We start from the raw sequence: 23,652 nt of genomic DNA, 5'->3' as shown, positions 1-23,652 counted from the left end.
AGACGCTGCGCCCCGGCCAGGTCGTCTGGGGCTGGCCGCATTGTGTGCAGGACCCGCTCATGACTCAGCAGGCCGTCGACCGCGGCCTCACCCTGATCGCCTGGGAAGCGATGAACCACTGGACCCCGGCCGGCGATTTCGGACTACACGTTTTCCACAAGAACAACGAGCTGGCCGGCTACTGCTCGGTTCTGCAGGCGCTGGCGCTGCGGGGTGTCACCGGCGACTACGGCCGCAGATTACGCGCCGCCGTCATCAGCTTCGGTGCCACCGCCCGCGGTGCGGTGCGGGCGCTGTCCGCGCAGGGAATCAGTGATGTCACGGTGCTCACGCAGCGCAGTGTTACGGCGGTGGCGTCCCCGTTCGCGTCGGTGCGGATGCAGAAGTTCCAGCGCGACCCGCGAAACCCGGGCCGCACGCTGGCCCTGCAGGACCCGGAGCCGGGACCGCTGGCCGAAATGCTCGCCCACTACGACATCATCGTCAATTGCATGTTCCAGAACACCGAGGAGCCACTGCTTTTCGTACTGAACGAAGAGCTCGGGCTGTTCCCGCGTGGGACCCTGTTCATCGATGTTTCCTGTGATGCGGGGATGGGATTCGAATGGGCGCGTCCCACCTCGTTCGCCGACCCCATGTTCACTGTCGGTGACGATCTGCACTACTACGGTGTCGACCACAGCCCTTCCTATCTGTGGAACTCCACCACCTGGGAGAACTCCGAGGCATTGCTGGAGTACCTGCCGGTGGTCATGGGCGGTCCCGCCGCCTGGGACGGCAACGAGACGATCCGGCGCGCGATCGAGATCCGCGAAGGCCGCATCCAGAACCCGCGAATTCTCAGCTTCCAGGACCGTGCCGCGGCCCATCCTTACGCGGTGCGCTGAGCCGGGCGGTCGTCGAGCCGGACGTCTGCGGGACCGCCAGTACGTCGGCACCGGCCGGGGAGAGCGGGCGATATCGCTGGTACAGCGCTTTCGCCGGTCGGGCGCGCAGCCGCGGGTTATCGCGGTCAGCAGGTGACGAACACATCGGCGGCCGATTCGAACGAGACGTGGACGTGGTCGTAGTGGTTCTGGGTCGGGCTGCCGCGGTCTTCCATATACGACCATCCGCTGCCGTCGTTGTACTGCTGCTGCCAGATCACATAGGACACGCCGAAACGCTCTTTGTTGGCGAGGACGAAATCGGCGATGGCGTCGCCGTTCGCGGGATCGGACGTCATGAAATCGAGGGCCAGGCCGGCGCCGTGCTCGCCGTCGTAGCGGCCGTTGGCTCCGCCGATATCGGCGATCCCGAATGTTTGGCCGATCAGATTTCCCACCTGCGCCACATGCGGCTGTGTTCCGGCGAGTTCGGTGGAACAGGCGATGGGAGGAGGCGGCGGGGGCGCGAAGCGCTTGAGGTACCGGGCCGGTTCCCGGGGCTTGTCGACTGCCGCGACGGCCTCGGCCGACGGCGGCGCCGGAGCCGGAGCCGGTGGGGGTTCCGACGCGGCGTCCATGCCGGCCGCGGGTGCTGCCTGCGTATCCGCGGCTACCGCGGTGGCTTGCGGAGCCGGGGCGGGGCGGGCCATTACCGACAGCGCGATGACGGCCGTTGCCGCGACCGTGCTCCCAGCTAGCGGAGCGATCTTCCGGGCTCGGGCCGGCTTGCGATGTTGACCAGGCATGATGGTGACTACTCGTAACGCTCGGAGACAAGATCACTGTTAGATTACGAAACGGTCGCGGCAAAGTCACGGCAACTCGCTGGCGTACTCGAGTCATCGCCCGGACTCGCTCGGCAGAGCAAAGGTGGGCGCGCCGCCCCGGCCGAGGCGGGGTAATCCGGCAGTGCATGTCTGTCGGGCCCGCAATGAGAAATCCGGCCCCAACCCGCCGTTGCGAAGAGACAATCGTCGGACCGCCGGAAGGTCCGCGGATTCGTCTCGCGGGCGTCCTGTACGCACGATTCGTAGGAGGGCCATGTTCGTCCCGTTCAGTGTCGCCGATTTCCTCGACCGCGCCGAAACCGTGTACGGCGACCGGATCGGTGTGGTCGACGAACCCGTGCAACCCGCGGCAGCCCAGGGCTCGCTGACCTACGGCGAGGTCGCCGGACTCGCCCGCAGGCAGGCCGCCCGGCTCGACGAACTCGGTATCGGAGCCGGAGAACGGGTCGCGATCGTCAGCCACAATTCGAGTCGGCTGCTGACCTCCTTCTTCGGCGTCAGCGGCTGGGGCCGGGTCCTGGTACCGATCAATTTCCGCCTCCGGCCGGACGAAGTGCGGTATATCGTCCAGGATTCCGGAGCCCGGGTCCTGTACGTGGACCCCGAGCTCGCGGATTCACTGGCCGGGATCGAGTGTGAACACACATTCGTGCTGGGCTCCGACAGCGACCTCTACGCGCCCCCGGGAGCGGTCCCGCGGCCGTGGGAGCCCGACGAATCCGCCACCGCCGCCATCAATTACACCTCCGGCACCACCGCGCGCCCGAAAGGTGTACAGATCACCCACCGCAATATCTGGGTCAATGCCGTCACCTTCGGGCTGCACGCCACGATCAGCGACCGCGACGTCTACCTGCACACCTTGCCGATGTTCCACGCGAACGGCTGGGGTCAGCCGTTCGCGATGACCGGTGTCGGTGCCCGGCATATCGTGCTGCGCAAAATCGACGGCGCCGAGATCCTGCGGCGCGTCCGCGATCACGGCGTCACGGTGATGTGCGCGGCCCCCGCGGTCGCGGCCGCCGTCCTCGACGCCGCACAGACCTGGGAGGGGGAGATCCCCGGCCGCAACCGGGTGCGGATCATCATGGCCGGTGCGCCGCCGCCGACGAAAACCGTAGCCCGCGTGGAACAGGAACTCGGCTGGGAGTTCATCCAGATCTACGGCCTCACCGAAACCTCGCCGCTGCTCACCGTCAACCGCACACGGGCGGAATGGGACGATCTCGATCCCGAGGCCAAGGCGGCGAAACTGACGCGCGCGGGCGCCCCGGCGCTCGGCGTGCGGCTGCGGGTCGAGGAATCGGAGGAGGGCGCGGGGGAGGTGCTGGCCCGGTCGAATGTGGTGATGGACGGCTATTGGGGCCGGCCCGAGGAAAGCGCGACGGTGCTGGACGGCGGATGGTTCCGCACCGGCGACGGCGGTGAGATCGGTGACGACGGCTATCTGACCATCGCCGATCGCAAGAAGGATGTGATCATCACCGGCGGTGAGAACGTCTCCTCGATCGAGGTCGAGGACTGCCTGTTCTCCCATCCCGCCGTCGCCGAGGTGGCGGTGATCGCGGTACCGAGCGAGAAATGGGGTGAGACGATCAAAGCACTGGTCGTGCTCGACCCGGACGCGGCGCCGGGGAGTGCGACCGAATCGGATCTGATCGCCTGGTGCAAACAACGGCTGGCCGGTTACAAGGCGCCGACCTCGGTCGAGTTCCGGGACGAACTGGCTCGCACCGCGACCGGCAAACTGCAGAAATTCAAACTGCGCGAGCCGTATTGGAATGGCCGGGACCGTCAGGTCGGCTGAGTCCTGCCCGGCGGTGTACCGGCCACGGGATAGGTACACCGCCGGACAGGCCGGTTGTTTCCTGGCGGGCCGAGCCGGCGCTCAGCCGATATCACCGCTTGGCGTAGTCGGCGACACCTTGCCAGTCGATCATGACGCAGGGCTCGTCTCCGACGGTCCAAGCATCGTGCCCGGGCGGGACGATCATGAAATCGCCTGGCCCGTATTCCTGTTTCTCGCCGTCATCCATGACTACCGCCAAGTGCCCCGAGACGCAGTAGCCCATATGGGGCGCCTGGCAACTCTCGGTGCCGGCGATCGGTTTGACATGTTCCGACCACTGCCAGCCCGGCTCGAATACGGCCCGGCCCACCGGGCCGGCGCCGAGGTTGACCAGGTCGAGTTGCCCCTTGCCTGCCTCGAATGGGCGAGTTTCTTCGGGCGAATCGAAATTCTTGCGTACCAAACGGGCCATGACCGTTCTCCTCGGTACTAGTGCCCCCGCTCCAGCTCGGCGCTCCGTTGCGACCGAAGGCGGACACGCGGTCGATAGCCGATTCTGCGCGCCCGCGCATTCTTCTTTCCGCGAACTCGGCGTGACCGCGGATCCGTCGCGCCGAGCTGTGTCGGTGCGATCCACCTCCGCCTGCGCCGCTGCCGACCCCATCCGAGCAATAGAATGTGATGGGAGTCATATTTTACGGCGGTGGGTGTGGTAACAGCAAGGTACGTCGCCCTCGAGGTGGTGGTGAAAACCGACTACTGGGAAATCGAACCGAGAGATACGCTGGTGGTAGCTCCGATCGGCCCGCCGGTCACGCGCTCGGCTGCTTCGAGCGGAATCGGCTCGAACATCGCCGGTTCGTCGTCGGGGAACAGCGCCGTGGGGCCGTAGATCCAGTCGGTGAACGAGTAGTCGCCGGTCTTCCGGGCCCGCAACAGTACGTTCCGTTGCGCGCGTTTGCGACCGTCGAGATGCCATAGTTCGCCCCAGACCCGGGCGGTCAGGACCACCCGGCGGCAGTGTTCCGGGCGCACCGCCTCGTACGCGGCCAACGCACCTGCCCAGTTGACAACGCCGTCGGCACCGCGGAGTCGTTTCGCGTGTTCGGCGAGTACCCAGCCGTCCTCGATCGCCATGATCGCGCCCTGGGCCATGTACTGCAGTGGTGGATGGGCGGCGTCGCCGAGCAGTGCGATGCGGCCGTCCACCCAGGTGCCGATCGGGTCGCGGTCGTACATACGCCACCATTTGTCCCGCCACATATGCGGGAGCCGCTGCTGGACGAAATCGCAGGTCTCGGTGAACGCGGTATCGAGTTCGTCGGGAGTTCCCCAGTCGTCGAGACCGGCCCGCGCCCGGGGGGATTCGAATACCGCGACCTGGTTGAGCAGATCGCCGCCACGCAGGCCGTAATGGACGAAATGGCAGCGCGGACCGACGTAGACGACCACCTCGGCGAGATCGACCGGCTGATCGACCTCGCTGATCGGTACCGTGCCGCGGTAGGCGACATACGCGGAGGACACCGGTTCGTCGTCGACGAACAGTTTCCGGGCGACCGAGTGCAATCCGTCGGCCGCCAGCACGACCTCTGCCTGGTGCACGGTCCCCGTATCGGTGGTCGCGGCGGCCTTGCCGGAATCCTGCGCGTAGGACACCACTCGCTGCTCGGTGAGCAATTCGACGCCGGCGGCCCGGCACGCGTCCAGGAGCAGGGCGTGCAGATCGCTGCGGTGGATGACCAGGTACGGGAAGCCGTATTCCCGTTCGAGATCGCGGAGATCGAGCGCGGTGAGCTCGCTCCCGTCGACCGCGTCGCGCATCACCATCCGGTCGGGCACCACGCCGCGGGTCTTCGCCTCGTCGAGCAGACCGTAGTCGTCGAGGATTCGGGTGCAGTTGGGGGCGAGCTGAATACCCGCGCCGACCTCGCCGAATTCCTTCGATCGCTCGAGGACCCGCACCCGCAGGCCGAGCCGGGACAAAGCGAAAGCAGTACTCAGTCCGCCGATTCCGCCGCCGACGATGACGACATCCGGGGTGCTCATAGTGCAGCCCTCCTCTACAGCCAGGGGCCGAGGTCTGCGACGTCGGCGAGCGAATGGGGACGACCGGCGAGATAGGCGGCCACCTCCGATAGTGGCCCGCCGGGTACCTCGTCGAAACCGCGTTTGCCCTGGATATCGGTGATCAGCGCGGTGAGGAAGTCGTCGGGAAGGTCCGCGAAGGTGGTATCCGTGCCGAGGTCGGCGGCATGGATACACACCTCGCGCGCCCGCAGCCACGGGATCTCCGTGGCCGGGACGGTCCGGCCCTGCGCGGTGACGACTTCGGTGCGCCACTGCTCGCCGGTCAGGGCGGCCATGGCGGCGCCCAGTTCGTGTACCGACGTGTTCAGCCACTCCGTGAGTTCGGTGGCGCGACGTTGTGCGCCGGTTTCGATATCGGCATTACGCTGCTCGGCCGAGGAGTACATGGGGGTGCGCTCACCGGTCTGCGCCCAATGCACGAGGTTGCCGAGTGCGTCCGCGTTGGCGGCCACATGAGCCATCACATGCTTCCGTGTCCAGCCCGGCAGAATGCTCGGCTGGGCCATCTGCTGTTCGTCGAACCGGGCGATCTGTGCCGTGAACAGCGCCGTTCCGTGCTCGACCCAATTCAGTGAATCGGCGTGCGTCCGTGTGCTCACGACGCTTTCACGACCTGGTTGGTGCACGCCCCGAGGCCCGCGATTCGCGTCACGACGGTTTCGCCGCCGACGAGGTAGACCTTGGGGTCGCGGGCATGGCCGACCCCGGCCGGGGTACCGGTGGCGATCATATCGCCCGGGTTGAGTCGGATGACTGTCGATACGTACTGCACCAGGTGCACCGGATCGAACAGCAGTGTGCCCGTATCGTCGCGCTGCATGACCTCCCCGTCGACGAGTGTCTCGACCTCGAGCGCCGGCCGGACCCCGCCGACCTCGTCGGGAGTGACGACATAGGGGCCGACCGGGGTGGAGGAGTCCCAGATCTTGCCCTGCGTCCATTCGATCGTCCGGAACTGCCAGTCCCGCACCGAAATATCGTTCATGACGGTGAAGCCGGCGATGGCGTCGGCGGCCTGCTGCTCGGTGGCCCGGCGAACCTGTTTACCGATCACCACCACCAGCTCGACCTCCCAGTCGAATGCCTCGGTTTCGCCGGGTCTCACGATCGGATCGTTCGGTCCGATGAGGCTGTCGGCGAACTTCGGGAAAAGTGTCGGGTAGCTGGGCAGTTCGCGACCCATCTCCTTGATGTGATTCGTGTAGTTGTGCCCGACGCAGATCACCTTCGACGGGTTCGGCACCACCGGGGCCAGATCGGCGCCCTCGGCCGGCCAGGCCGTGCCGGTGGTATTCGCGGCGATCGTGGCCCAATCGTCCTGGGCGAACAGGGCACCGAGGTCGGGGTAGCCGAGGTCGACGAGGGTGTCACCGTCGAGGCGGACCGCGCGGGTGCCGCCGTCGACACGGAGGGTGGCGAGTTTCATCGGATGATCTCCTGACGGTTGAGCTGGAGGGCCTCGAACACGGGGGTGTCCGAGAAACGGAAGAGGTCGAGGGCGCCGGAATCGGAATCGGTGCCGCCGGCTTCGGATCTGGCGGAGAAGGATTCCCAGGACGGGACGACGAACAGATCGCCGCGGGTGACCGACCAGGACTTCTCGCCGACCGTCACCGTTCCGGAACCGTCGAACACCTGGTAGACCGCGGACCCGGTCTCGCGGACCGGGGCGGTTTCCGCGCCGCGGGCGATACGGTGGAACTCTGCGCGGATGGTGGGCAGAACATCGGTCCCGTTGTGCGGGTTCGTGAACCGCACCGCCGCATGCCCGGGTTCGACCGTACCGCCGTACCCCTCTTTCTCCAGCAGCAGCTGATCGTTCAGTGCGGCATCGGTGTGCTCCCACTTATAGGCCAGCAGCGGCGATCCCGGCGCCACCTCGCCCACCGACAGTGGCCGCAACCCCGGATGCCCCCACAGTCGCTCCGACCGGGACCGCTCCGGCGTGACCCGCTCCGCCGTACTGATCTCCTCCCGGCCGAACTGGAAGAACTGCGATTCCACGACGTACTGGAACGGAATATCCAGGCCGTCGATCCAGGCCATCGGTTCCGAGGTCGCATTGTGGTGCGCATGCCAATTCCAGCCGGCCTGCGGCAGGAAATCCCCGCGCCGCATCGACACCGCATCCCCGTCGGCGACGTCGCCGCTGCCACCGACCACGGTCCACACACCCGAGCCCTCGACCACGAACCGGAAAGCGTGCTGGGTGTGGCGGTGCTCCGGGGCGTCCTCGCCCGGCATCAGATACTGGATCGCCGCCCACAGCGTCGGGGTCGCGAACGGCCGTCCGCCGAGCGCCGGGTTCGCCAGCGCGATCGCCCGCCGTTCCCCGCCGCGGCCTACGGGCACGATATCGCCGGCCTTTGCCGCCAGCCGGAGCAAATTCTCCCACCGCCACACATGCGGGACGGCCCGCGAACGGGGATGCGCCGGCATGAGGTCGCCGATTTCGGTCCACAGCGGAACGAGCAGCTCCTGCTCGAACCCGCGGTACAGCTCCTCGAGGGCAGGGGTCACATCCGGCTGATTCGGCGCGGCCACCGCCCGCAACCGGACGGGAGTGTCAGTCGTGCTCATATCGCCTACAGTGGCGTGCGTCGAGTCAGCAGAACACCAAATTCTGGAGAGCAGAACGAGCGGATGGCAAGCACGGAACCGAAAAATCCGCCGGCATACGTCGTGACCAGCGCCGATCACGCGCTGCGGGTCGCGGTGATGCTGCAACTGGAGGGCGGGCTGACTGTCAGCCGAGTCGCGGAACGCCTGGAGGTGGCGCGGTCGACGGCGCATCGGCTGCTGCAGACACTGGTGTACCGGGACTTCGCTGTCCAGGACGAGCAGCGTAAGTACTACCCGGGTCCGGTGCTCGAACTCGCCGCCCATTCGCAGTCACGAACCTCGCGGTTGCGGGCGGCCGCGCTACCGCATCTGCAGCGGCTCGTCGACCTGGTGGGGGAGTCGGCGAACCTCACGATCCGCACGGGGGATACCGCCCGGTTCATCGCCAGCGTGGAATGCCGGCAGGCACTGCGCGTAGGTTCCCGGGAAGGCATGGTGTTTCCCGCGCACCGCACCACCGCCGGCCTGGTGCTGCTCGCGGACCTCGAGCCGGGCGAGGTGGAGGAACTCTACGACGAACATCGGTTTGCGGAAAGGGCAGAGGAACGACCGGACCTGCCGAACCTGCGCGCCCAGCTGGGCCGCGTGCGCCGCGCCGGTTTCGCCCTCAACAACGGGTTGTCCGAGCGCGGTGTGGTCGCGGTGGGAGTTCCGGTGCGGGATGCGGCCGGTGCCGCGGTGGCGGGTCTGTCGGTCTCGATGCCATCGGTCCGCTACGACCGGAACCGACTGGCGTCGCTGGTCGCCACTCTTCACCGGGCCGCCGGTGCGATCGAAGCCGATCACCTCGGCGACTGACAGTTGCGCGGACGAATACTTCGAGTTCTCCCTGGCCCACCCGGAGTACTTCCGGATGCCGGCGTTCCCGGGTTCGCCCGGCCGGTATCCGGCGGGCAAGGAGTGGCCCGCCGGCCGGCCGAATCGGTGAACGAGCAGAACAAGCGCATGGTCGATGCCCTGCGCGCGGGGATGGCGGCGGGCACAGTACGAGCAGGTGATCCCGCGGCCGTCGTCACCGTGCTGTGGGCATCCTGGAACGGCATCATCAGCCTCGGCCGGCGCCCGGACGAGCTGCGCCGGAACACTTCCGAACTTCGTGACCTGCTGCGAACTGCCACCGATATCGTCGCGCTGGGGGTGCTCACCGGTCAGCCGCCGGGTTCGGGTCCCGCAGACGGATCGGGCGGGTAGTGGACAGACCGGACCTGCGACATGATCCGGTCCACGAGCTGGTCGAGGCGGTGCTGGTGTGTCCCTGCCCAGTAGATCCGGTCGCAGCCGGTGCACCGGCGGAAAGAGTGGTGCTCGCGGCGGGTGCGCGGCGGGAGCCGATCGACGATATCGGCCTTCGCGACATCTTCCAGGCGTGCGCCGCAGCGCAGGCAGCGGGTGAGCGGAGCCAGGCGGCGGGACAGATCGAGGCGGTCGATGACTTCCACGGTCTGCTCGATCGGGAGATCGGCGCGAACGAACAGCCCGTGGGTGACGATCCGGCGGGCCAGCAGCCCGCGGTCCCGGGTGAGCAGGATGCGGTGGTCGTCCGCCGAGATTTCGGCCAGGTATGCGTCGTCGGCGTCGAATTCGCAGCGGACATCGAGTCCCATCAGTCGCAGCAGCCGGGCGGCGCCGCCGAGATTGACATCGGCGAGCAACCGCGGTTCGCGCAGCGGGGCGGGGCGCACCCGGGTGAGCGGGGCGATATCGAGGCTTTCGAACACGGGGTAGACGGCCAGCCGGTCACCCGGACGCGGCCGGTGCCCGAAATCGACGGATTCGCCGTTCACCAGCAGCAGGTCGACCTCGGTATGCGGGATACCCGCTGCCTCGACAACATCCTTGACGGTCTGGTGGGACCGCACCGGCCGGCGCAGTACCGAGAAGCGGGACCGGCGGGGCAGGAAATCGTTCAGCTCGGCGTAGACGCGAACTTCCAGGCTGTCGTGCCCGTCGGTGCTCGCCTCGGCGGGAGTCTGCATGATCTGCCCCGTATCGGTGTCGAGTGCACTCGAAACCCTGCGCAACCTCGCAGTTTACTCCTGCCTTCCACGCTGCCGTCGCCGTCGGCGCGGAACTGGAGACTGTGCCCTGCGGACGGCGATCAGCGGAGTTCGTTCTCGGCGGCGGCGAGTGCGGCGAACTCCTCGTCGGGAGACCCGGCGACCAGCCGCTTCCGGCTGTACAGGCCGAAATACAGCATGAACAGCGCAAATACGACCAGGCAACCGAAAGCTGCGGTGGAATCCACCAGGAAGGTCGCGATCACCGACAGCACGGCGATCACCAGCGCGAAGCTCGCGGTGACGAGACCACCGGGCGTCCGGTACGGCCGTTCCATGCCCGGTTCCCGGATCCGCAGCACGATATGACTGGCCATCATCAGCACATAACTCAGTGCCGCGCCGAATACGGCCATATTGAGCAGTGTCGCTCCGTTACCGAAGATCGACAGCACGAAGCCGATCACCCCGGGCACGATCAATGCTGCCGCAGGAACCTTGCGCGCGTTGGTAATCGACAGCGCACGCGGCAGATACCCCGCGCGCGACAATGCGAAGAGCTGCCGTGAATACGCGTAGATGATGGAGAAGAAACTGGCGACCAGTCCGGCCAGGCCGATGTAGTTCACAACGGTTGCCGCGGTGCCCGAACCCAGCGCTTCGACGAGCGGATTACCGGATTCCTGCATCACAGCCGCACCACCGGCGCCCGGCACGAGGACCAGCACCACCGCCCCGGTCACGACCAGGACCGTCATGGCCGCGATAATGCCCCGCGGCACATTGCGCGCGGGATCCCGCGCTTCTTCCGCGGCGAGCGGAACTCCTTCGACGGCGAGGAAGAACCAGATGGCGAAGGGCAGCGCCGACCAGATCCCGAGGTAGCCGAACGGCAGGAACTCGCTTGCACCCGCAGCATCGGGGTCGGGGACGATATCGGTCAGGTTCGACCAGGAGAAACTGCCGATACTCGCGACCGCGAAGATCACGAGCCCGACCAGGGCGATCGCGGTGATCACGAACATGACCTTCAGCGCTTCACCGACACCGGCCAGATGGATGCCGACGAACAGCGCGTAGACGGCCAGATAGACCCACCACCCGTCGACAATGCCGAACAATCCGAGGGATTCGACATACGCGCCGATGAACGTGGCGATCGCAGCGGGCGCAATCGAGTACTCGATCAGCACCGCCGTTCCGGTCGCGAACCCGCCCCACGGACCCAGGGCCCGGCGAGCGAAGGTGTAGCCGCCACCCGCGGTCGGCAGTGCGGCCGACATCTCCGCCATACTCAGCACCATCGCGCCGTACATCGCCGCGATCACCACCGCAGCAACGGCCAGGCCACCGAACCCGCCCTCCGCCAGCCCGAAATTCCATCCGGAGTAGTCACCGCTGATCACATAACCGACACCGAGCCCGGCCAGCAGAACCCACCCCGCCGTCCCGGAGCGCAACGTCCGCTTGCCGAGGTATTCCTGGTCGATCCCGGGTTCGGGCTCGCCGGGTTTGATGAGGCTCATGGCATTACTCCCTGAACGATGCTGCCCGTGCGGATTTCGACTCCGTTGGGTGAACACACGACACCTGGACAGCGTGAGAGTAATGATCCGATATTTCCCCACGCTTGCGTGCGTGTTTCGCACACGCACGTTTTCGCCGCCCTCGCCCATTCGAACCGGATCGGCCCGGCCGCTTGCCCCGGGGGGCTGATGTCGGTTTTCGGCGTGCCCGACACCGAGAGGATCTGATGGCCTCCGTTTCGGCACCCGCCGGCACGGTCTCGACGCCGATGCGATCCCAGGGGGATGACCGCACCCCGGGCGGGGGCGAACTCGGCGGCGTGGGTGGCGAACGTCGCCAGGGTGGCCGGGCCGGTCGCGCCGGGCGGCCGGTCGGCCGGCGGCTACGCTTACCGGCGCTGCCAGAGCGGCGACAGTGCCGCTCTCCGCTGACCTTCGAAAGGGGTGTCATGGATTCGAGCACAACCGATGCGCGGACCATAGTGTCCACCGAACCGGGGTCGTTCGCATGGGGTGTACTCACCCACCGGCATCCCGCCATCATCGAACAGGTCGGCGAAGCGCATCCCTACCCGCCCGAAATTCGGCACCGCCTCGACGAGCTGCGTGAACACATCACGGGAACCGTGCAGCCGCTGCCCGACGGCGGCGCCGGTAAATCTCGATGGGACCGGTGGGGGAGCGAAATGTATGGGCAGCGGTGGCTCGATGTTCCGTTCCTCTGGGCCGAAAGCTACTTCTATCACCTGCTGCTCGACGCGGTGGGTTACTTCGGGCCCGGCCCGTGGCGGGGTATCGACCCGTTCACCCGTAAGCGTGCCGAACTCGAGGATCCGGCGCTCGGCGCCGAGCTGTCGTCGGCGACCGAGGGCGGGGACGGTCCAGCGCGGGAGCACCTGATCGCGCTTCTGCACGCCGCGCTGTGGGGGAATCGGGCGGATCTCGGGTTCCGCCTGTCGGATTCCGCGGCGACCGGCCACAGCGCACCGGGCATCATTCTCGATGACGGGTCCGCCGAGGTGGCCGACTATCTGGAGACCTACTCCACGAGCAATATCTGCCTGATAGCAGACAATGCCGGCCGGGAACTGATTCCCGACCTGTTCCTCATCGACCACCTGCTCGGAATGCACCCGCACCGCACTGTCGACCTGCACCTCAAACCTCGGCCCTACTACGTTTCGGACGCCACCACCGGCGACCTGCTGGCGACTCTCGAGCGTCTCGCCGGTATCCCCGGGGCGGCGCGTGCGACCGCCGCCCGGCTGGATTCCGCACTCGGAACAGGCCGTCTGCGGGTACGGACCCACGAGTTCTACTGCGCACCTCTGTCTTTTCATCACCTGCCCGGCGACCTGCGTGCCGATCTCGCGCGAGCCGACGCAGTGATCCTCAAAGGCGACCTCAACTACCGGCGACTCGTCGGGGACTGCCACTGGCCTGCCACCACCTCGTTCGCCGCACTCACGCACTACTTCCCGACGCGTGTGATCGCCTTGCGCACCCTGAAATGCGAGGTGGCCGCGGGGATCAACGCCGGGATCGTCGCCGAACTCGACGCGACCGAACCGGATTGGCGGGTCAGCGGATCCCACGGCGTGGTGCAGATGAGCGCAGCGCCGACCGGTGAGGTCAGTTCGGCATCGACGATCCGGTGATGGTCAGATCCGCGTTTCCGTGGATCCACAGCCGCAAGCCGGGTCGGTGTCACTTGTTCGTGCCGGAGCCCTGTTCGTGCGGTGGTTTGGCTTTGAAGCGCGCCTTCTTCTGGCGATTTCCACACGTGTTCATATCGCACCATTTACGGGTGCGGCTCTGGCTGGTGTCGAAGAAGGCGGCTCGGCAGGTCCGCGATGCGCACAAGGCCAATCTGCCGTCGCGTTCGCCGGCGAGGATGCCGATCGCGTCGGCGGCGATCACGCTGAGAGCATCTTCTACGCGGGAAACCGAGCCGAGTTGCCAGCGGCGATTGCCCTCGGGGGTCAGAACTGCTGCGGCCCGGCCCTGAACGCTGCAGTTATTGATGACTCGGACAGCAGCCGCCGGGAGCGGGTCCTGGATTGCGGCCGCTGTCGCGGCGGCGTGAATTGATTCGCGCAGTTCCCGGGCGAGTTCGAGCTGGGCGCGGGTGCACGACTCCACGGCGAGACCGTTCACTGCCAGCCAGTCGACGAGTCGCTGTGGCGTGGGGATGCGCTCCACGGCGTTGCCGCAACGCTCCGTCAGAGTCGCCGTGAAGCTGGTCGCCAGCACGCTGCCGAGGCGAAAGTCAGGGAACCGATCGCGCATGGAACCACCTTAGCCGGTTGCCTGTCGATAGGAAGCCATGCTAGAACCGTCTTAGCCGGTTCGCGCGGTGATGGCCGGTTCGGTGACAGCCAGGAGGTCCTCATGCCCCGTTCGACCAGTGACGTGGAAGCATTCGAAGCACACGCAACCGACACCGACCTCGACGATCTGCGTACCCGGCTGGCCGCGGCACGGCTGCCGGAGGCCGAGACCGTCTATCGCGCCGCGCCCGACCCGCGCCGATGGGACCAGGGCGTTCCACTCGCCGACCTCAGCGATGTCGTGAACTATTGGCGCACCGAGTACGACTGGCGCCCTTTCGAAGAGCACCTCAACCGGATCGGCCAGTACCGCACAACCATCGACGGCCTGGGAATCCACTTCCTGCACCGCCGGTCCGCGCGCGCAGACGCCACTCCATTGCTCATGACACACGGCTGGCCCGACAGCATTGTCCGGTTCATCGACACAGTCGACGAGCTGGCAGATCCGCAAGACCCGGGCACTCCGGCGTTCCACGTCGTGGTCCCGTCGTTACCGGGCTTCGGCTACAGCGATAAGCCGGTCACGACAGGGTGGGGAACCGAGAAGATCGCGGCGGCCTGGGTGGAACTGATGGAACGGCTCGGGTACCGCGAATTCCTCGCGCACGGCGGCGACTGGGGAGGCAATATCACCTCGGTTCTCGCCGGCCGATTTCCGGACCGGGTACTCGGTATCCATACAACGTTCGCGGAGGCGCCACCGGGGCTGTCCACGGAGGGGCTGACCGATGTCGAGCGACAGTGGGCCGCGGAAACCCGCGATTTCTGGGGCCGGCGCGCGGCCTACGCGAAACAGCAGGCGACCCGGCCACAGACCATCGGCTACTCGCTCGTCGATTCACCCGTCGGCCTTCTCGCCTGGATCCTCGACAAGTTCGCCGAGTGGTCCGATACCGAAGACAGCCCGTTCGAGACGATTTCCAGAGACCGCATCCTCGACAACGTCACCCTGTATTGGCTGACTCGAACCGGCGCATCGGCGGCCCGCCTCTACTACGAAAGCCACAACTCGTTCGACCCCGAACTCCGGATCGATGTGCCGTCGGCGCTCACGATGTACCTCCGCGATGTCGAGAAGTGCCCACGTCCCTGGGCGGAGCAGCGGTACCGGCACATCGTGCGGTGGAGCACGCCCGAATCCGGGGGTCATTTCCCATCGCTGGAGGTTCCCGAGTATTTCGTCGAGGATCTGCAAGAAGGCCTCGCGGGAGTGCTGGCCGCCCGACGATGAACGCGCCTGGGGGCCGCGTGCGGGAAACAGTGCGAGAACCGGACACACTGCGCGGCCAGGGTGCCCGAGTTCAGAGCTCGCCCGTCCGATCCCGTTGTCCGGTGGGGACATCGACCTCGACGATCATACTTCGGAGGGTGTAGCCGCCGATTGCGTCGTTGGCACCGACACGGGGCGCGGTGTGCATGCGGACACCGGGCAAGGCGAGCAGTTTGCCGAGGAAGATATCGGTTTCGACCATCGCGATCGTTGCTCCGGGGCATTTGTGCGCGCCGTCGCCGAAGGCGAGTACCGGTGCGGTGGCGTCGGTGCGGGGCCGGCTGGGGCATACCGCCAGTGGGCTCTCGCCGACCGCGGCCCGGTCGGTGTTGGTCGCCGCGATATCGATATCGATGAGCTGCCCGGGACCGACCGTCACCGATCCGCCGTCGCGGGGGAGCTCGACGGTAGCCGTGGTGCGGCGCATGAGGTGCGCTACGACAGGTTCGAGCCGGAGAATTTCGTGCAGGATGGCGATACGCTCCGGTTCCGCGGCGGCGCGGTAGCGGTCCTGGAGGGCCTGGTCGGTGAACAGGTGCCAGGCGGCAACGGTGATGAACTCCCGGGTGGTGACCATTCCGGCGGCAGCGAAAGTAATACATTCGCCGAGGATTTCGACCGAGGAGCAGCCTTCGTCGAGCAGATGCGAGATCAGGTCGTCCCGGCGCCGGGCGCGGCGGGCGCGCACCGCCGGGCGTACATCGCTGAAGAAGATGCCCGACCAGTTGCGCGCCTGCCGCCACACCCAGTAGAGGCCGTCGACGGTGGTGAATCCCGGTGAGCCGAACTCGTCGGGGAAGAACCTCTCCAACCGCCGAGTCAGTCCGGGACGACTCTCGGTGAGGCCGATAACCGAGCACACCACGCCGATGGCGAGGCCGAAACCGAGATCTGTGAGATCGGCCCGGCCGTTGTCGCGAAGGACGGCCAGCTGCCGGTCGGCCAGACTGTCGATGAAGCCTCGATACGATTCGTCGACGCGGCGGGGCGTGAAGAATCGTGCGGTCTGGCGCCGGTGTTCCCGATGCTCCGGGCCGTCCCGGTACAGCACCGGACGACGAATACGAGCGGGCAGGTTATCGAGTGTTTCCACCCCCAGTCCGGCCTGGACCGTGTCCGAGCTGCGCAGTGCAGCGCGGCCGGCGGCGTAATCCCGTACGAGCCATACGCCGTCGGCGTTCCGGGTGACCGGGCAGCCGCCCGAGCCCCCGTCGCGGGTGATCTTTCGTGCGTCGGTGCTGTCAGTCGGCATGTCCCGATCCTTTTCGTCGGCGCGCGGTATCGGGCAGTTCACTGTTCCGGCAGTGCTGGTGTGAATGCCCGCCGCTACATTCGCATCACTCGAATAATCTTGCGCGAGAGCATCGTCGATGTCACCTGTGCGCCTCTTCCGATGGGGCTCACCGGCTGGTTACGAGCTGTCCTGTCCGAGGCTGGTTGTGACCTCGGTGGAGGCGGGGTGCCGGGGTGCAATACCGGCGGATCGCGCTGCGCGAAGCCAGTCGGGAAACTCGCCGAGCAGCCGGTCGTAGAGGTCGGCATCGGTGAGTATGTCTATATCGTCGACGGAGAAGAACCCGGTGTTGTCGACTTGCCGCCCGGTCATGGTGTCCAAGTTCTGGAGCAGACCGTAGTCGGCGCGACCCAGTCCGATGAATTGCCAGAACGCCGGAAGTTCGGACGCTTTGCGCAGGAGAGCGGAGATCTTGGCTCGTTCGCGGAATCCGCCATCGGTGAAGAACAACACCAGTGTGGGATCGCTGTGTCGGTTGAGGGAGGCGATGATCTCGCGCATTATCGGTAGTTCGTTGTTTGTCCCGCCGATTTCCGCATAATCGATACCGCCGTGGCGCCCACGCAGGTGCAGGTATTCGGTAGACCATTCGTCGGTTCGGTCCACGGTGATATCGGGCAGTTTGGCGTAATCGGCAGCGTAGAGGTACGGCTCGATCCGGCCGTCGTCGTCGAGTTGTATCGCGACCGGGATCATACGTTCGACGACGCGCTGAACAGTCCCGGTGCTGTACAGGCGTCGCATACTGCCAGTTTTGTCGATGACCAATACCACTCGGGCTCGGACGCTGCGGACGCCCTTTTCGAGTAGTACCTTGACCACCTCGCGTTTCCGGAGGTCGAGTTTCGCGCGTTTCTCCAGCGATAGCTTCTCTTCCCCGCGGGCAGTGCGAATATCGCCGTCGACATGGGACGGTGGTGTGTTTTCGGTGCGGTCGGGCGGGGGTGACGCCGACGGTTCGTCGGCCACTGTAATGCCGTGAGCTGTCACCAGTTCCGCGAGACCGCCAGCGTAGCCTCGGCCGACGGCCCTGATCTTCCAGGAGCCCGAGCGGCGGTAGATTTCGACTGCGACGACAACGGTCTCGGCCCCGAGGTCCGCCATCCGGTAGGTGTAGAGACTGTTTCCCGCGGTATCGGACACGGTTGTCGTGGGAGCCGGCAGGCGGCCGAATACCGTGTCGGGCGAGTCGAGGGCCACCACCACGCGAACCTGCGCAATATCCGCAGGAATCGCCGAGAGTGAGATCTCCAGGACGCCTGGCTGTCCGCCGAGGCCCGGGCGGAGGCGGGTCCCGGGTCCGGAAGGTGCATTGAAGAACACGAAATCCGCGTCCGAGCGCACGGTCCCGGCGTTCGTAACCAGCAAGGCGGCCAGATCCGCTGCTGCCGCGATGTCGAGCGAAATCGTCAAGTCGTCCAGGTCGAGAGGATCGTTTTGCCCCTCGAGTAGTTGCGTTGTCACTGTCGCGCCCCTTCGCACGGAAAACATGTTGTCCGAGAAACCATTGTCGGAAACCGCCCACGATCTGGATCGATGTGGTGCGGGCGGTCTCGTCGGCGAACGCTACGTCTCGCAGCCGATTCCGTCACCGTCACGGTCGAGGTGCTGTCCATAACCCGGTTGACCGGCATGGATCGGAGCGGCACCGGCTGCGCGGACCGCGGCACAGTTCTTGTAGGACACGGCTGGCGCGGGTGGGGGTGCGGGAGCGTCGATGGTCGGCCCCGGCGTCCACTCGGGTTCGGGTGTCGGCGGAGCCGGGGGTGGGGGCGGTGGTGGGGCCAGGGGCGTCGGTGACGGTTCGACGGCTGCGGGTGCCTGGGTTGCCTGCTCCTGGACCGGTGGCAGTGTGCTGCTGGTCGCCGGTGCGGGAGTGGGCGTGGTGGACGGTGCCGGCGTGGTGGTTGTCGACAGACGAGTGGGCGACGAGGGGGTCGTCGTCACCGGCGTCGTCGTGGTTGTGGTGGCGGGCGCCGGGGGTTCGTCGTCGTCTCCGAACACGGCGCCGCATCCGCCGCATAAGCAGATCGCCCCCACGATCGCGCCGACAGCGATCAGGGTGTTGCGGTTGGTGCGTCTTCGGCGTTCGACATTCGCGGCCTGCTGGTCCTGGTATGCCATGCCTGGTTCCTGTCCGTATGCGGCGAAAGCGAAGCCCCCGCCGATCATTTGAATGATCGGCGGGGGCAACGATTGTGTTTCACACTACGTTTGGAGTCGCTTCGCATGGGGTAAAGCGTGCGATGTTGCGGCCGGAGTCGAGTGATACCGACCCGCCGCGTCTCGGGGTCGGGTCTGCGCTACCAGGATTCGCTGTATCGCAGCGGTGAGTGTGCGCCCGGCCGGACATCGGGGACCAGAACCGTGGTGTGCCAGCGGTCTTCCTCCCACAGCTGTTCGGGGAGGTCGGTGTGCAGCCGGTGTTCCAGGGGTTTGGCGAGGGCGATCACCAGGGTGGTGCGTTCGACCAGGCGGCGGCGTTCCCAGGTCATCGGGCCCGAAACTTCCAGTACCCCGGGCCCGGGGCCGATGGTCGCGGGAATATTCACTGCGAGCGGCTCCGAGGTCCAGGTGGTGGGGTAGTCGTAGTAGCGGGCGGCGTAGGTGCGGGGAGCGGTTTCGGTGCCGAAGGACAGTGCGGACAGTGCCCAATCGACGCTGGGCAGGCCGAACAGATCCCAGAACTGTGCCGAGAGCCAGGAATGGATGGGGAGAGCGATCGTCCGGTCGTCCCGGACGATCGCTGGGGAGTCGATGTGTAAGAGGGTGATTTCGGTGGTGCGGGTGCGCATGCTCGGGGCCGTCAGGTCGATCATCGGGCGGAGCGGGATGCGGCTGTGACGGTGTGGCTGTACGGGACTGCCTCGAGCAAGGTGACCGCGATTTCGGTGCCGTTGGGCACCTTGTAGCTGCGCTGTTCGCCGCGGCGGGCGCCGGTGAGTGCGGCGCCGAGGGGGGAATCGGGGGAGTAGACCTCGAGCTCGCTGTGTTCGGCGTCGCGGCTGCCGAGCAGGAAGGTTTCGGTGTCGTCGGTGCCGTCGTAGCGGATGGTGAGCACCATGCCGGGTTCGGCGATTCCGTCGTCCGGTGGGTCTTCGCCGAAGACGGCGTTGCTCAGCAGGTTCCGGATATGCGCGATGCGGTTCTGGCGCTGGTGCCGGGCCGCGAACTGATCTTGGGTATCGGCGGCCTCGGTGTGGCCGGCGTTTTCGGTGGCGAGCAGTTCGGCGAGCTCGGCCTCGAGTTGTTCGCGGGCGTGCGTTGTCAGCCAGATAGGCGAGCTGCTGGTCATATCCGTCCTACAGGGTCGTCAGGGGAAGGTGGGTTCGGCCGTCGGGGCGGCGGAGGGAGGGAGAAGAGGGCCGCCCCGACGGCAGAACTCCGTGGAGCCGGGTTCTCAGGACACCGGCTCCACGGATTGGGGGAATGGCCGAAGGGTCAGCCGGGTGCCGGATTCACCACCCGGCACCGTGCTGCTCGTTCGCGGTCGAGCCGACTCGTTACGCGCGCCATGCTCACCTCCAGAACGATGCGCTTTACAGCCATGATGACCCGGCGGCCACTGGGACGCATGTCCGGACGGCACAGTTTTGGTCCCACCTGTTGTTCGATTTCTACAACGAGGGGCGGTCGTCGCCGAACGCGGCGAGGTCGATCGTCATCGCGAGCCGCGTGCGCGCATCCTCCAGATCCAAGACGGCAACTTCACGCATCTTCCGCAGCCTGTTGCGGACGGTGTTCGGGTGGACGGCGAGCTGGGTGGCGGCTTCGGCGAGATCACCCTGGGCGTCGAGCCATGCGCGCAGCGTCGCGACGTAGGCGGTGGCGTGCGCGCTGTCGTATCGGCGCAGCTCGGCGACCGGGCCGCGGGCAGGTATCCGGCCGGTCTGCGCGGCGGTGCGCAACCGTTGCAGCAGGATCTCGCCCCAGGATTCGTCGTAGGCGGGGGAGTCGCTATCGGTCGACCCCTGTTCGTGCAATGCCAGGCATTCGTCGGCCTCCTGCCGTGAATCGGGCAGGTCGGTGGCCGTGGCCGGCCCGCCGATCCCGGCCGACAACGTGACTCGGGCGGGCAGCGCGGCCCGCAGGGCAGCGACCCAGTCGCGGGCGGTGCGGACGTGTTCGCCGGGCAGGATCGTGTAGACGGTGTTGTCCGACAGTGTGCTACGTCCTGGACGGGACCAGCCGAAACCGAAGGTGGCCTGTTCGAACGCGAGCAGCAGACCGGCATGCCGTTCCGTCGCGATCTGAGCGCGCACCGCGACCACCCGCAGCGGTGCCGGCGCCAGCCCGAGCCGGCCGGTCACGGTCGCCGCGTCGGGGCTGCCCTCCAGAAGCCGGATCACCAGTGCCGATTCCACCTGGCGCTCCAGATCCGCGCTGGCCCGCGACCGCAGGAGATGCAGGGCCACCGTGCGGGCGCCGTCGCCGAGGGCGGCCCGCCGGGCGCGGGGCAACGGTTTCGCGCAGGCCACCCACACCGAGCCCAGTAGTTCGCGGCCCACGCGTACCGCGACCACCATGCGCCCGTCCAGTCCGAGCCCGGTATCCGGTTCGACGAACAGCGGTTCGTCGGATCTCAGCAGATGCGCGGGCACACCGCGCGATTCGAAGAGTTCGCGCAGTGCAACCGGCTGTTGCCGATGCAGCACGGTCTCCGCCAGTGCCCGGTCGGCGGTGCCGTGCAGGGTGGAGTGGGCCATCACGCGCGACAGTGGGTCCTCGATGGTCACCGCCGCGTCGACTGCATCCGCGAGACTGTCCGCCAGTGCGAAAAGATCCGTCGGCCCGCGTCCGGACGCTGTTTCGCGTCCTTCGAGCACCAGTCCGTACACCACACCGGCGAGCTGACTCCACGACACTGCGGGGTCCACCACCAGCACGGCGACCCCACCGCCGGGCCCGATCGCGGCCGCCTCCCGTTCGGCGTCGGCGCCGCCGCGCACCAGTACCGCGACCGCTTTCGCCGCCCGCGCCCCGAGCACCGCCTCGCTCACCGACCCGGCGCCCACCGCGAGGAAGATATCGCCGGGCGCCGCGTCCGACCCGGTGGCATCGTGCATCGAGACACTGCGGATCATGGTCGCTCGCGATACCGGGCAGCAGCGTAACCGCACGCCGTACCCGCCGAGCACGTTGACGAGATGATCCAAACGCACCATGAGCGACTCCTGTCCACACCGGTTCCGTCACCGTAACCGCCGCCCCTCGTCGCGCGCGGTTCTCGGCAAGGGCGCAGCCGGACCGGGCGAACGGGTATTGCGGCGGTGGGTTCAGGTCGTCATCACGGCGCGCCGGACGGTTTCGCGGAGCAGTGCGCGACGCCGGTCGTGCGTCTCCCGCGGTTCGTCCGCGGTGGCGGCGTAGACGTTGCTGACCGGGGACCAGGCCATGGACATCGAGATCACCAGGGCCATCACGTCGAAAGGGTCGCCGGGGCAGACGAGGCCCGCGGTCTGCGCGTCGGCGATGGCACGCAGTTTGTGATCGTCGAGCCGGTCGGCATCGTCGACCAGGTGCCCGGCGGGGCGGCGTTCCAGGCGGGCCCAGGTGGCGAGCCGGATCAGGTCGGGGCGGCGGAGGTATTCGTCGTACAACCGCACCGCCCAGTCCGCGAGATCGGTCGCGTCGATGGGCACGACGTTCACGATCCGTTCCAGCGATCCGGTGAAGATGGCGTCGAACAGGCCGTCCTTATTGCCGAAATAGCCGTAGAGCTGCGCTTTGTTCGTACGTGCGTCCGCGACGATCCGTTCGATCCGGGCCCCGGCGATTCCGTGGGTGGCGAACTCGCGGGTCGCCGCCTCGAGAATGCGGTCGCGGGTGGCGGCGCCGCGGGCGGTCAGGGGCCGATCGGTCATAACTCCCAACTTACAACAGAACAGTCTGTTTACCGATCGCCGATTCCCGGCTACGCTCAATAGACAGAACAGTCTGTTTAAGGAGTGGGATATGAGAACAACGGTCGGCTGGCACGCAGCGGACGCCGCGACGCTACAGCGGGCGCCCGTCCCGCGCCGCACACTGCGCCCGGACGATATTGCGGTGCGCGTGGACTACTGCGGCGTCTGCCACACCGACCTCCACGCCGTCCGTGGCCATCGCGGCGAGTCGGACCCCATGCTCGTGCCGGGACACGAATTCACCGGCGTGGTAACAGAAGCCGGTAGTGCGGTCACCGGTTTCGAGATCGGCGATCCGGTCGCGGTCGGCAATATCGTCGACTCCTGCGGTGACTGCGCCATGTGCCGGGCCGGTCAGGAGAATTTCTGCCGCGAATTTCCCACGCTCACCTACGGCGGCACCGACCGGCGCGACGGGTCGGCCACCCTGGGGGCCTATTCCCGCGAATACCTGGTCCGCGACCGATTCGCCTACCACCTGCCCGACGGTATCGATCCCGCCGGCGCGGCTCCCTTGCTGTGTGCCGGAATCACCGTCTGGGAGCCGCTACGCGCACTCGGGGTCGGGCCGGGCACCCGGGTCGCGGTGGTCGGACTGGGCGGCCTGGGCCATCTGGCGGTCAAACTGGCCGTCGCGCTGGGTGCCGAGACCGCAGTGGTCAGCAGATCCCGGGACAAGGCCGCCGACGCCCACCGGCTCGGTGCACACGAGTTCCTGGTCTCCACCGACGATCCCGAAATGAGCACAGCCAGAGACAGTTTCGATCTGGTCATCGATACGATTTCCGTCCCGCACGATCTCGGTCCCTATCTACGGCTGGTTGCTCTCGACGGCACACTCAGCCAGGTCGGATACCTGGGCACGGTCACCGTCGAGACCACCGATCTGCTCATCGGCCGCAAGAAACTCGGCTCGGCCGGCAGTGGTGGCCGCCCCGCCACCACTGCTCTCCTGGACTTCTGCGCCCGCCACGACATCACTGCCGATATCGAGGTCCTGCCATCGGCCCGGGTGAACGAAGCCCTCGACCGGCTGGAACGCAACGACGTCCGCTACCGTTTCGTTCTCGACCTGTCCGACCTGGACCGATCGAGTATCTGATCGGAGCA

At 66.9% G+C, this 23,652-nt stretch carries 23 protein-coding genes; 7 read left to right on the top strand and 16 right to left on the bottom strand.

The features are described from left to right. Positions 1-887: Rossmann-fold NAD(P)-binding domain-containing protein (locus ON22_RS28145; protein ID WP_043740823.1), on the top strand; the 887-nt coding region annotated here is incomplete at its 5' end. 125 nt (positions 888-1,012) lie between these two features. On the opposite strand, the gene ON22_RS38440 is transcribed toward ON22_RS28145, so the two are convergent. Continuing rightward, positions 1,013-1,672, bottom strand: a complete 660-nt coding sequence (locus ON22_RS38440) for a VldE C-terminal domain-containing protein (RefSeq protein WP_033242686.1) — start codon at positions 1,670-1,672, stop codon at positions 1,013-1,015. 295 nt (positions 1,673-1,967) lie between these two features. Between ON22_RS38440 and ON22_RS28135 the strand changes: the two genes are divergently transcribed. Further along, the gene (locus ON22_RS28135) at positions 1,968-3,521 is read left to right on the top strand and encodes an AMP-binding protein (RefSeq protein WP_033242687.1); all 1,554 of its coding nucleotides are present in this window, start codon (positions 1,968-1,970) and stop codon (positions 3,519-3,521) included. Between the two features lie 91 nt (positions 3,522-3,612). On the opposite strand, the gene ON22_RS28130 is transcribed toward ON22_RS28135, so the two are convergent. The 5 genes from ON22_RS28130 to ON22_RS28110 form a co-directional block, all read right to left on the bottom strand. Then, on the bottom strand, positions 3,613-3,975 hold the full coding sequence (locus ON22_RS28130; protein WP_033242688.1) for a cupin domain-containing protein: 363 nt from the start codon (positions 3,973-3,975) through the stop codon (positions 3,613-3,615). A gap of 284 nt (positions 3,976-4,259) precedes the next feature. Beyond that, positions 4,260-5,552, bottom strand: coding sequence for an FAD-dependent oxidoreductase (locus ON22_RS28125; protein ID WP_051158191.1), 1,293 nt, complete (start codon positions 5,550-5,552; stop codon positions 4,260-4,262). Positions 5,553-5,566: 14 nt separating this feature from the next. Continuing rightward, on the bottom strand, positions 5,567-6,193 hold the full coding sequence (locus tag ON22_RS36410; RefSeq protein WP_033242689.1) for a maleylpyruvate isomerase N-terminal domain-containing protein: 627 nt from the start codon (positions 6,191-6,193) through the stop codon (positions 5,567-5,569). Then, positions 6,190-7,020 carry a fumarylacetoacetate hydrolase family protein gene (locus tag ON22_RS36405; RefSeq protein ID WP_033242690.1) on the bottom strand — a complete coding sequence of 277 codons (831 nt, stop codon included), beginning with the start codon at positions 7,018-7,020 and terminating at the stop codon, positions 6,190-6,192. The genes ON22_RS36410 and ON22_RS36405 overlap by 4 nt, the downstream gene beginning before the upstream one ends. Next, the gene (locus ON22_RS28110; protein ID WP_033242691.1) at positions 7,017-8,174 is read right to left on the bottom strand and encodes a cupin domain-containing protein; all 1,158 of its coding nucleotides are present in this window, start codon (positions 8,172-8,174) and stop codon (positions 7,017-7,019) included. The genes ON22_RS36405 and ON22_RS28110 overlap by 4 nt, the downstream gene beginning before the upstream one ends. Positions 8,175-8,237: 63 nt before the next feature. Here ON22_RS28110 and ON22_RS28105 point away from each other — a divergent pair, with 63 nt between their 5' ends. Continuing rightward, complete coding sequence (locus tag ON22_RS28105; protein ID WP_033242692.1) at positions 8,238-9,014, top strand: IclR family transcriptional regulator; 777 nt, start codon at positions 8,238-8,240, stop codon at positions 9,012-9,014. A gap of 102 nt (positions 9,015-9,116) precedes the next feature. Continuing rightward, complete coding sequence (locus tag ON22_RS28100; RefSeq protein WP_051158189.1) at positions 9,117-9,407, top strand: WHG domain-containing protein; 291 nt, start codon at positions 9,117-9,119, stop codon at positions 9,405-9,407. On the opposite strand, the gene ON22_RS28095 is transcribed toward ON22_RS28100, so the two are convergent. After that, on the bottom strand, positions 9,365-10,192 hold the full coding sequence (locus tag ON22_RS28095; RefSeq protein ID WP_051158188.1) for a Mut7-C RNAse domain-containing protein: 828 nt from the start codon (positions 10,190-10,192) through the stop codon (positions 9,365-9,367). The two genes, ON22_RS28100 and ON22_RS28095, sit on opposite strands and share 43 nt — an antisense overlap. A 122-nt stretch (positions 10,193-10,314) precedes the next feature. After that, positions 10,315-11,739, bottom strand: coding sequence for an ethanolamine permease (gene eat / locus ON22_RS28090; protein ID WP_051158187.1), 1,425 nt, complete (start codon positions 11,737-11,739; stop codon positions 10,315-10,317). A 449-nt stretch (positions 11,740-12,188) separates the two neighbouring features. Between eat and ON22_RS28085 the strand changes: the two genes are divergently transcribed. Next, positions 12,189-13,397 (top strand): damage-control phosphatase ARMT1 family protein, encoded by a 1,209-nt coding sequence (locus tag ON22_RS28085; RefSeq protein WP_051158186.1) that lies wholly within the window; start codon positions 12,189-12,191, stop codon positions 13,395-13,397. Positions 13,398-13,446: 49 nt separating this feature from the next. Here ON22_RS28085 and ON22_RS28080 read toward each other — a convergent pair whose 3' ends face one another. Next, on the bottom strand, positions 13,447-14,028 hold the full coding sequence (locus ON22_RS28080) for a CGNR zinc finger domain-containing protein (protein ID WP_033242693.1): 582 nt from the start codon (positions 14,026-14,028) through the stop codon (positions 13,447-13,449). A 102-nt stretch (positions 14,029-14,130) separates the two neighbouring features. On the opposite strand from ON22_RS28080, the gene ON22_RS28075 reads away from it, so the two are divergent. Continuing rightward, complete coding sequence (locus ON22_RS28075; protein ID WP_033242694.1) at positions 14,131-15,303, top strand: epoxide hydrolase family protein; 1,173 nt, start codon at positions 14,131-14,133, stop codon at positions 15,301-15,303. 70 nt (positions 15,304-15,373) lie between these two features. Here the strand turns inward: ON22_RS28075 and ON22_RS28070 are convergent, their stop codons facing one another. The 7 genes from ON22_RS28070 to ON22_RS28040 form a co-directional block, all read right to left on the bottom strand. After that, the gene (locus tag ON22_RS28070) at positions 15,374-16,594 is read right to left on the bottom strand and encodes a cytochrome P450 (protein ID WP_051158185.1); all 1,221 of its coding nucleotides are present in this window, start codon (positions 16,592-16,594) and stop codon (positions 15,374-15,376) included. Positions 16,595-16,753: 159 nt separating this feature from the next. After that, positions 16,754-18,100, bottom strand: a complete 1,347-nt coding sequence (locus ON22_RS28065) for a VWA domain-containing protein (protein WP_063820676.1) — start codon at positions 18,098-18,100, stop codon at positions 16,754-16,756. A gap of 102 nt (positions 18,101-18,202) precedes the next feature. Next, positions 18,203-18,760 carry an excalibur calcium-binding domain-containing protein gene (locus tag ON22_RS36050; RefSeq protein ID WP_063832514.1) on the bottom strand — a complete coding sequence of 186 codons (558 nt, stop codon included), beginning with the start codon at positions 18,758-18,760 and terminating at the stop codon, positions 18,203-18,205. A gap of 179 nt (positions 18,761-18,939) precedes the next feature. Then, positions 18,940-19,455 (bottom strand): hypothetical protein, encoded by a 516-nt coding sequence (locus ON22_RS28055; RefSeq protein ID WP_033242695.1) that lies wholly within the window; start codon positions 19,453-19,455, stop codon positions 18,940-18,942. Continuing rightward, on the bottom strand, positions 19,452-19,931 hold the full coding sequence (locus ON22_RS28050) for a GreA/GreB family elongation factor (protein WP_033242696.1): 480 nt from the start codon (positions 19,929-19,931) through the stop codon (positions 19,452-19,454). The genes ON22_RS28055 and ON22_RS28050 overlap by 4 nt, the downstream gene beginning before the upstream one ends. A 322-nt stretch (positions 19,932-20,253) precedes the next feature. Further along, entirely contained in the window at positions 20,254-21,801 is a 1,548-nt protein-coding gene (locus ON22_RS28045) for a PucR family transcriptional regulator (RefSeq protein ID WP_033242697.1), read from the bottom strand. Positions 21,802-21,912: 111 nt separating this feature from the next. Further along, positions 21,913-22,500, bottom strand: a complete 588-nt coding sequence (locus ON22_RS28040; protein WP_033242698.1) for a TetR/AcrR family transcriptional regulator — start codon at positions 22,498-22,500, stop codon at positions 21,913-21,915. 91 nt (positions 22,501-22,591) lie between these two features. On the opposite strand from ON22_RS28040, the gene ON22_RS28035 reads away from it, so the two are divergent. Continuing rightward, complete coding sequence (locus ON22_RS28035) at positions 22,592-23,644, top strand: NAD(P)-dependent alcohol dehydrogenase (protein WP_033242699.1); 1,053 nt, start codon at positions 22,592-22,594, stop codon at positions 23,642-23,644. Positions 23,645-23,652: the final 8 nt, after the last annotated feature.

The sequence above is a fragment of the Nocardia carnea NBRC 14403 genome (genome assembly GCF_000308515.1).
GTDB lineage: Bacteria > Actinomycetota > Actinomycetes > Mycobacteriales > Mycobacteriaceae > Nocardia > Nocardia carnea.
Note: the sequence above shows the minus strand (reverse complement) of the source record. Positions and strands in the feature narration are given on the sequence as shown.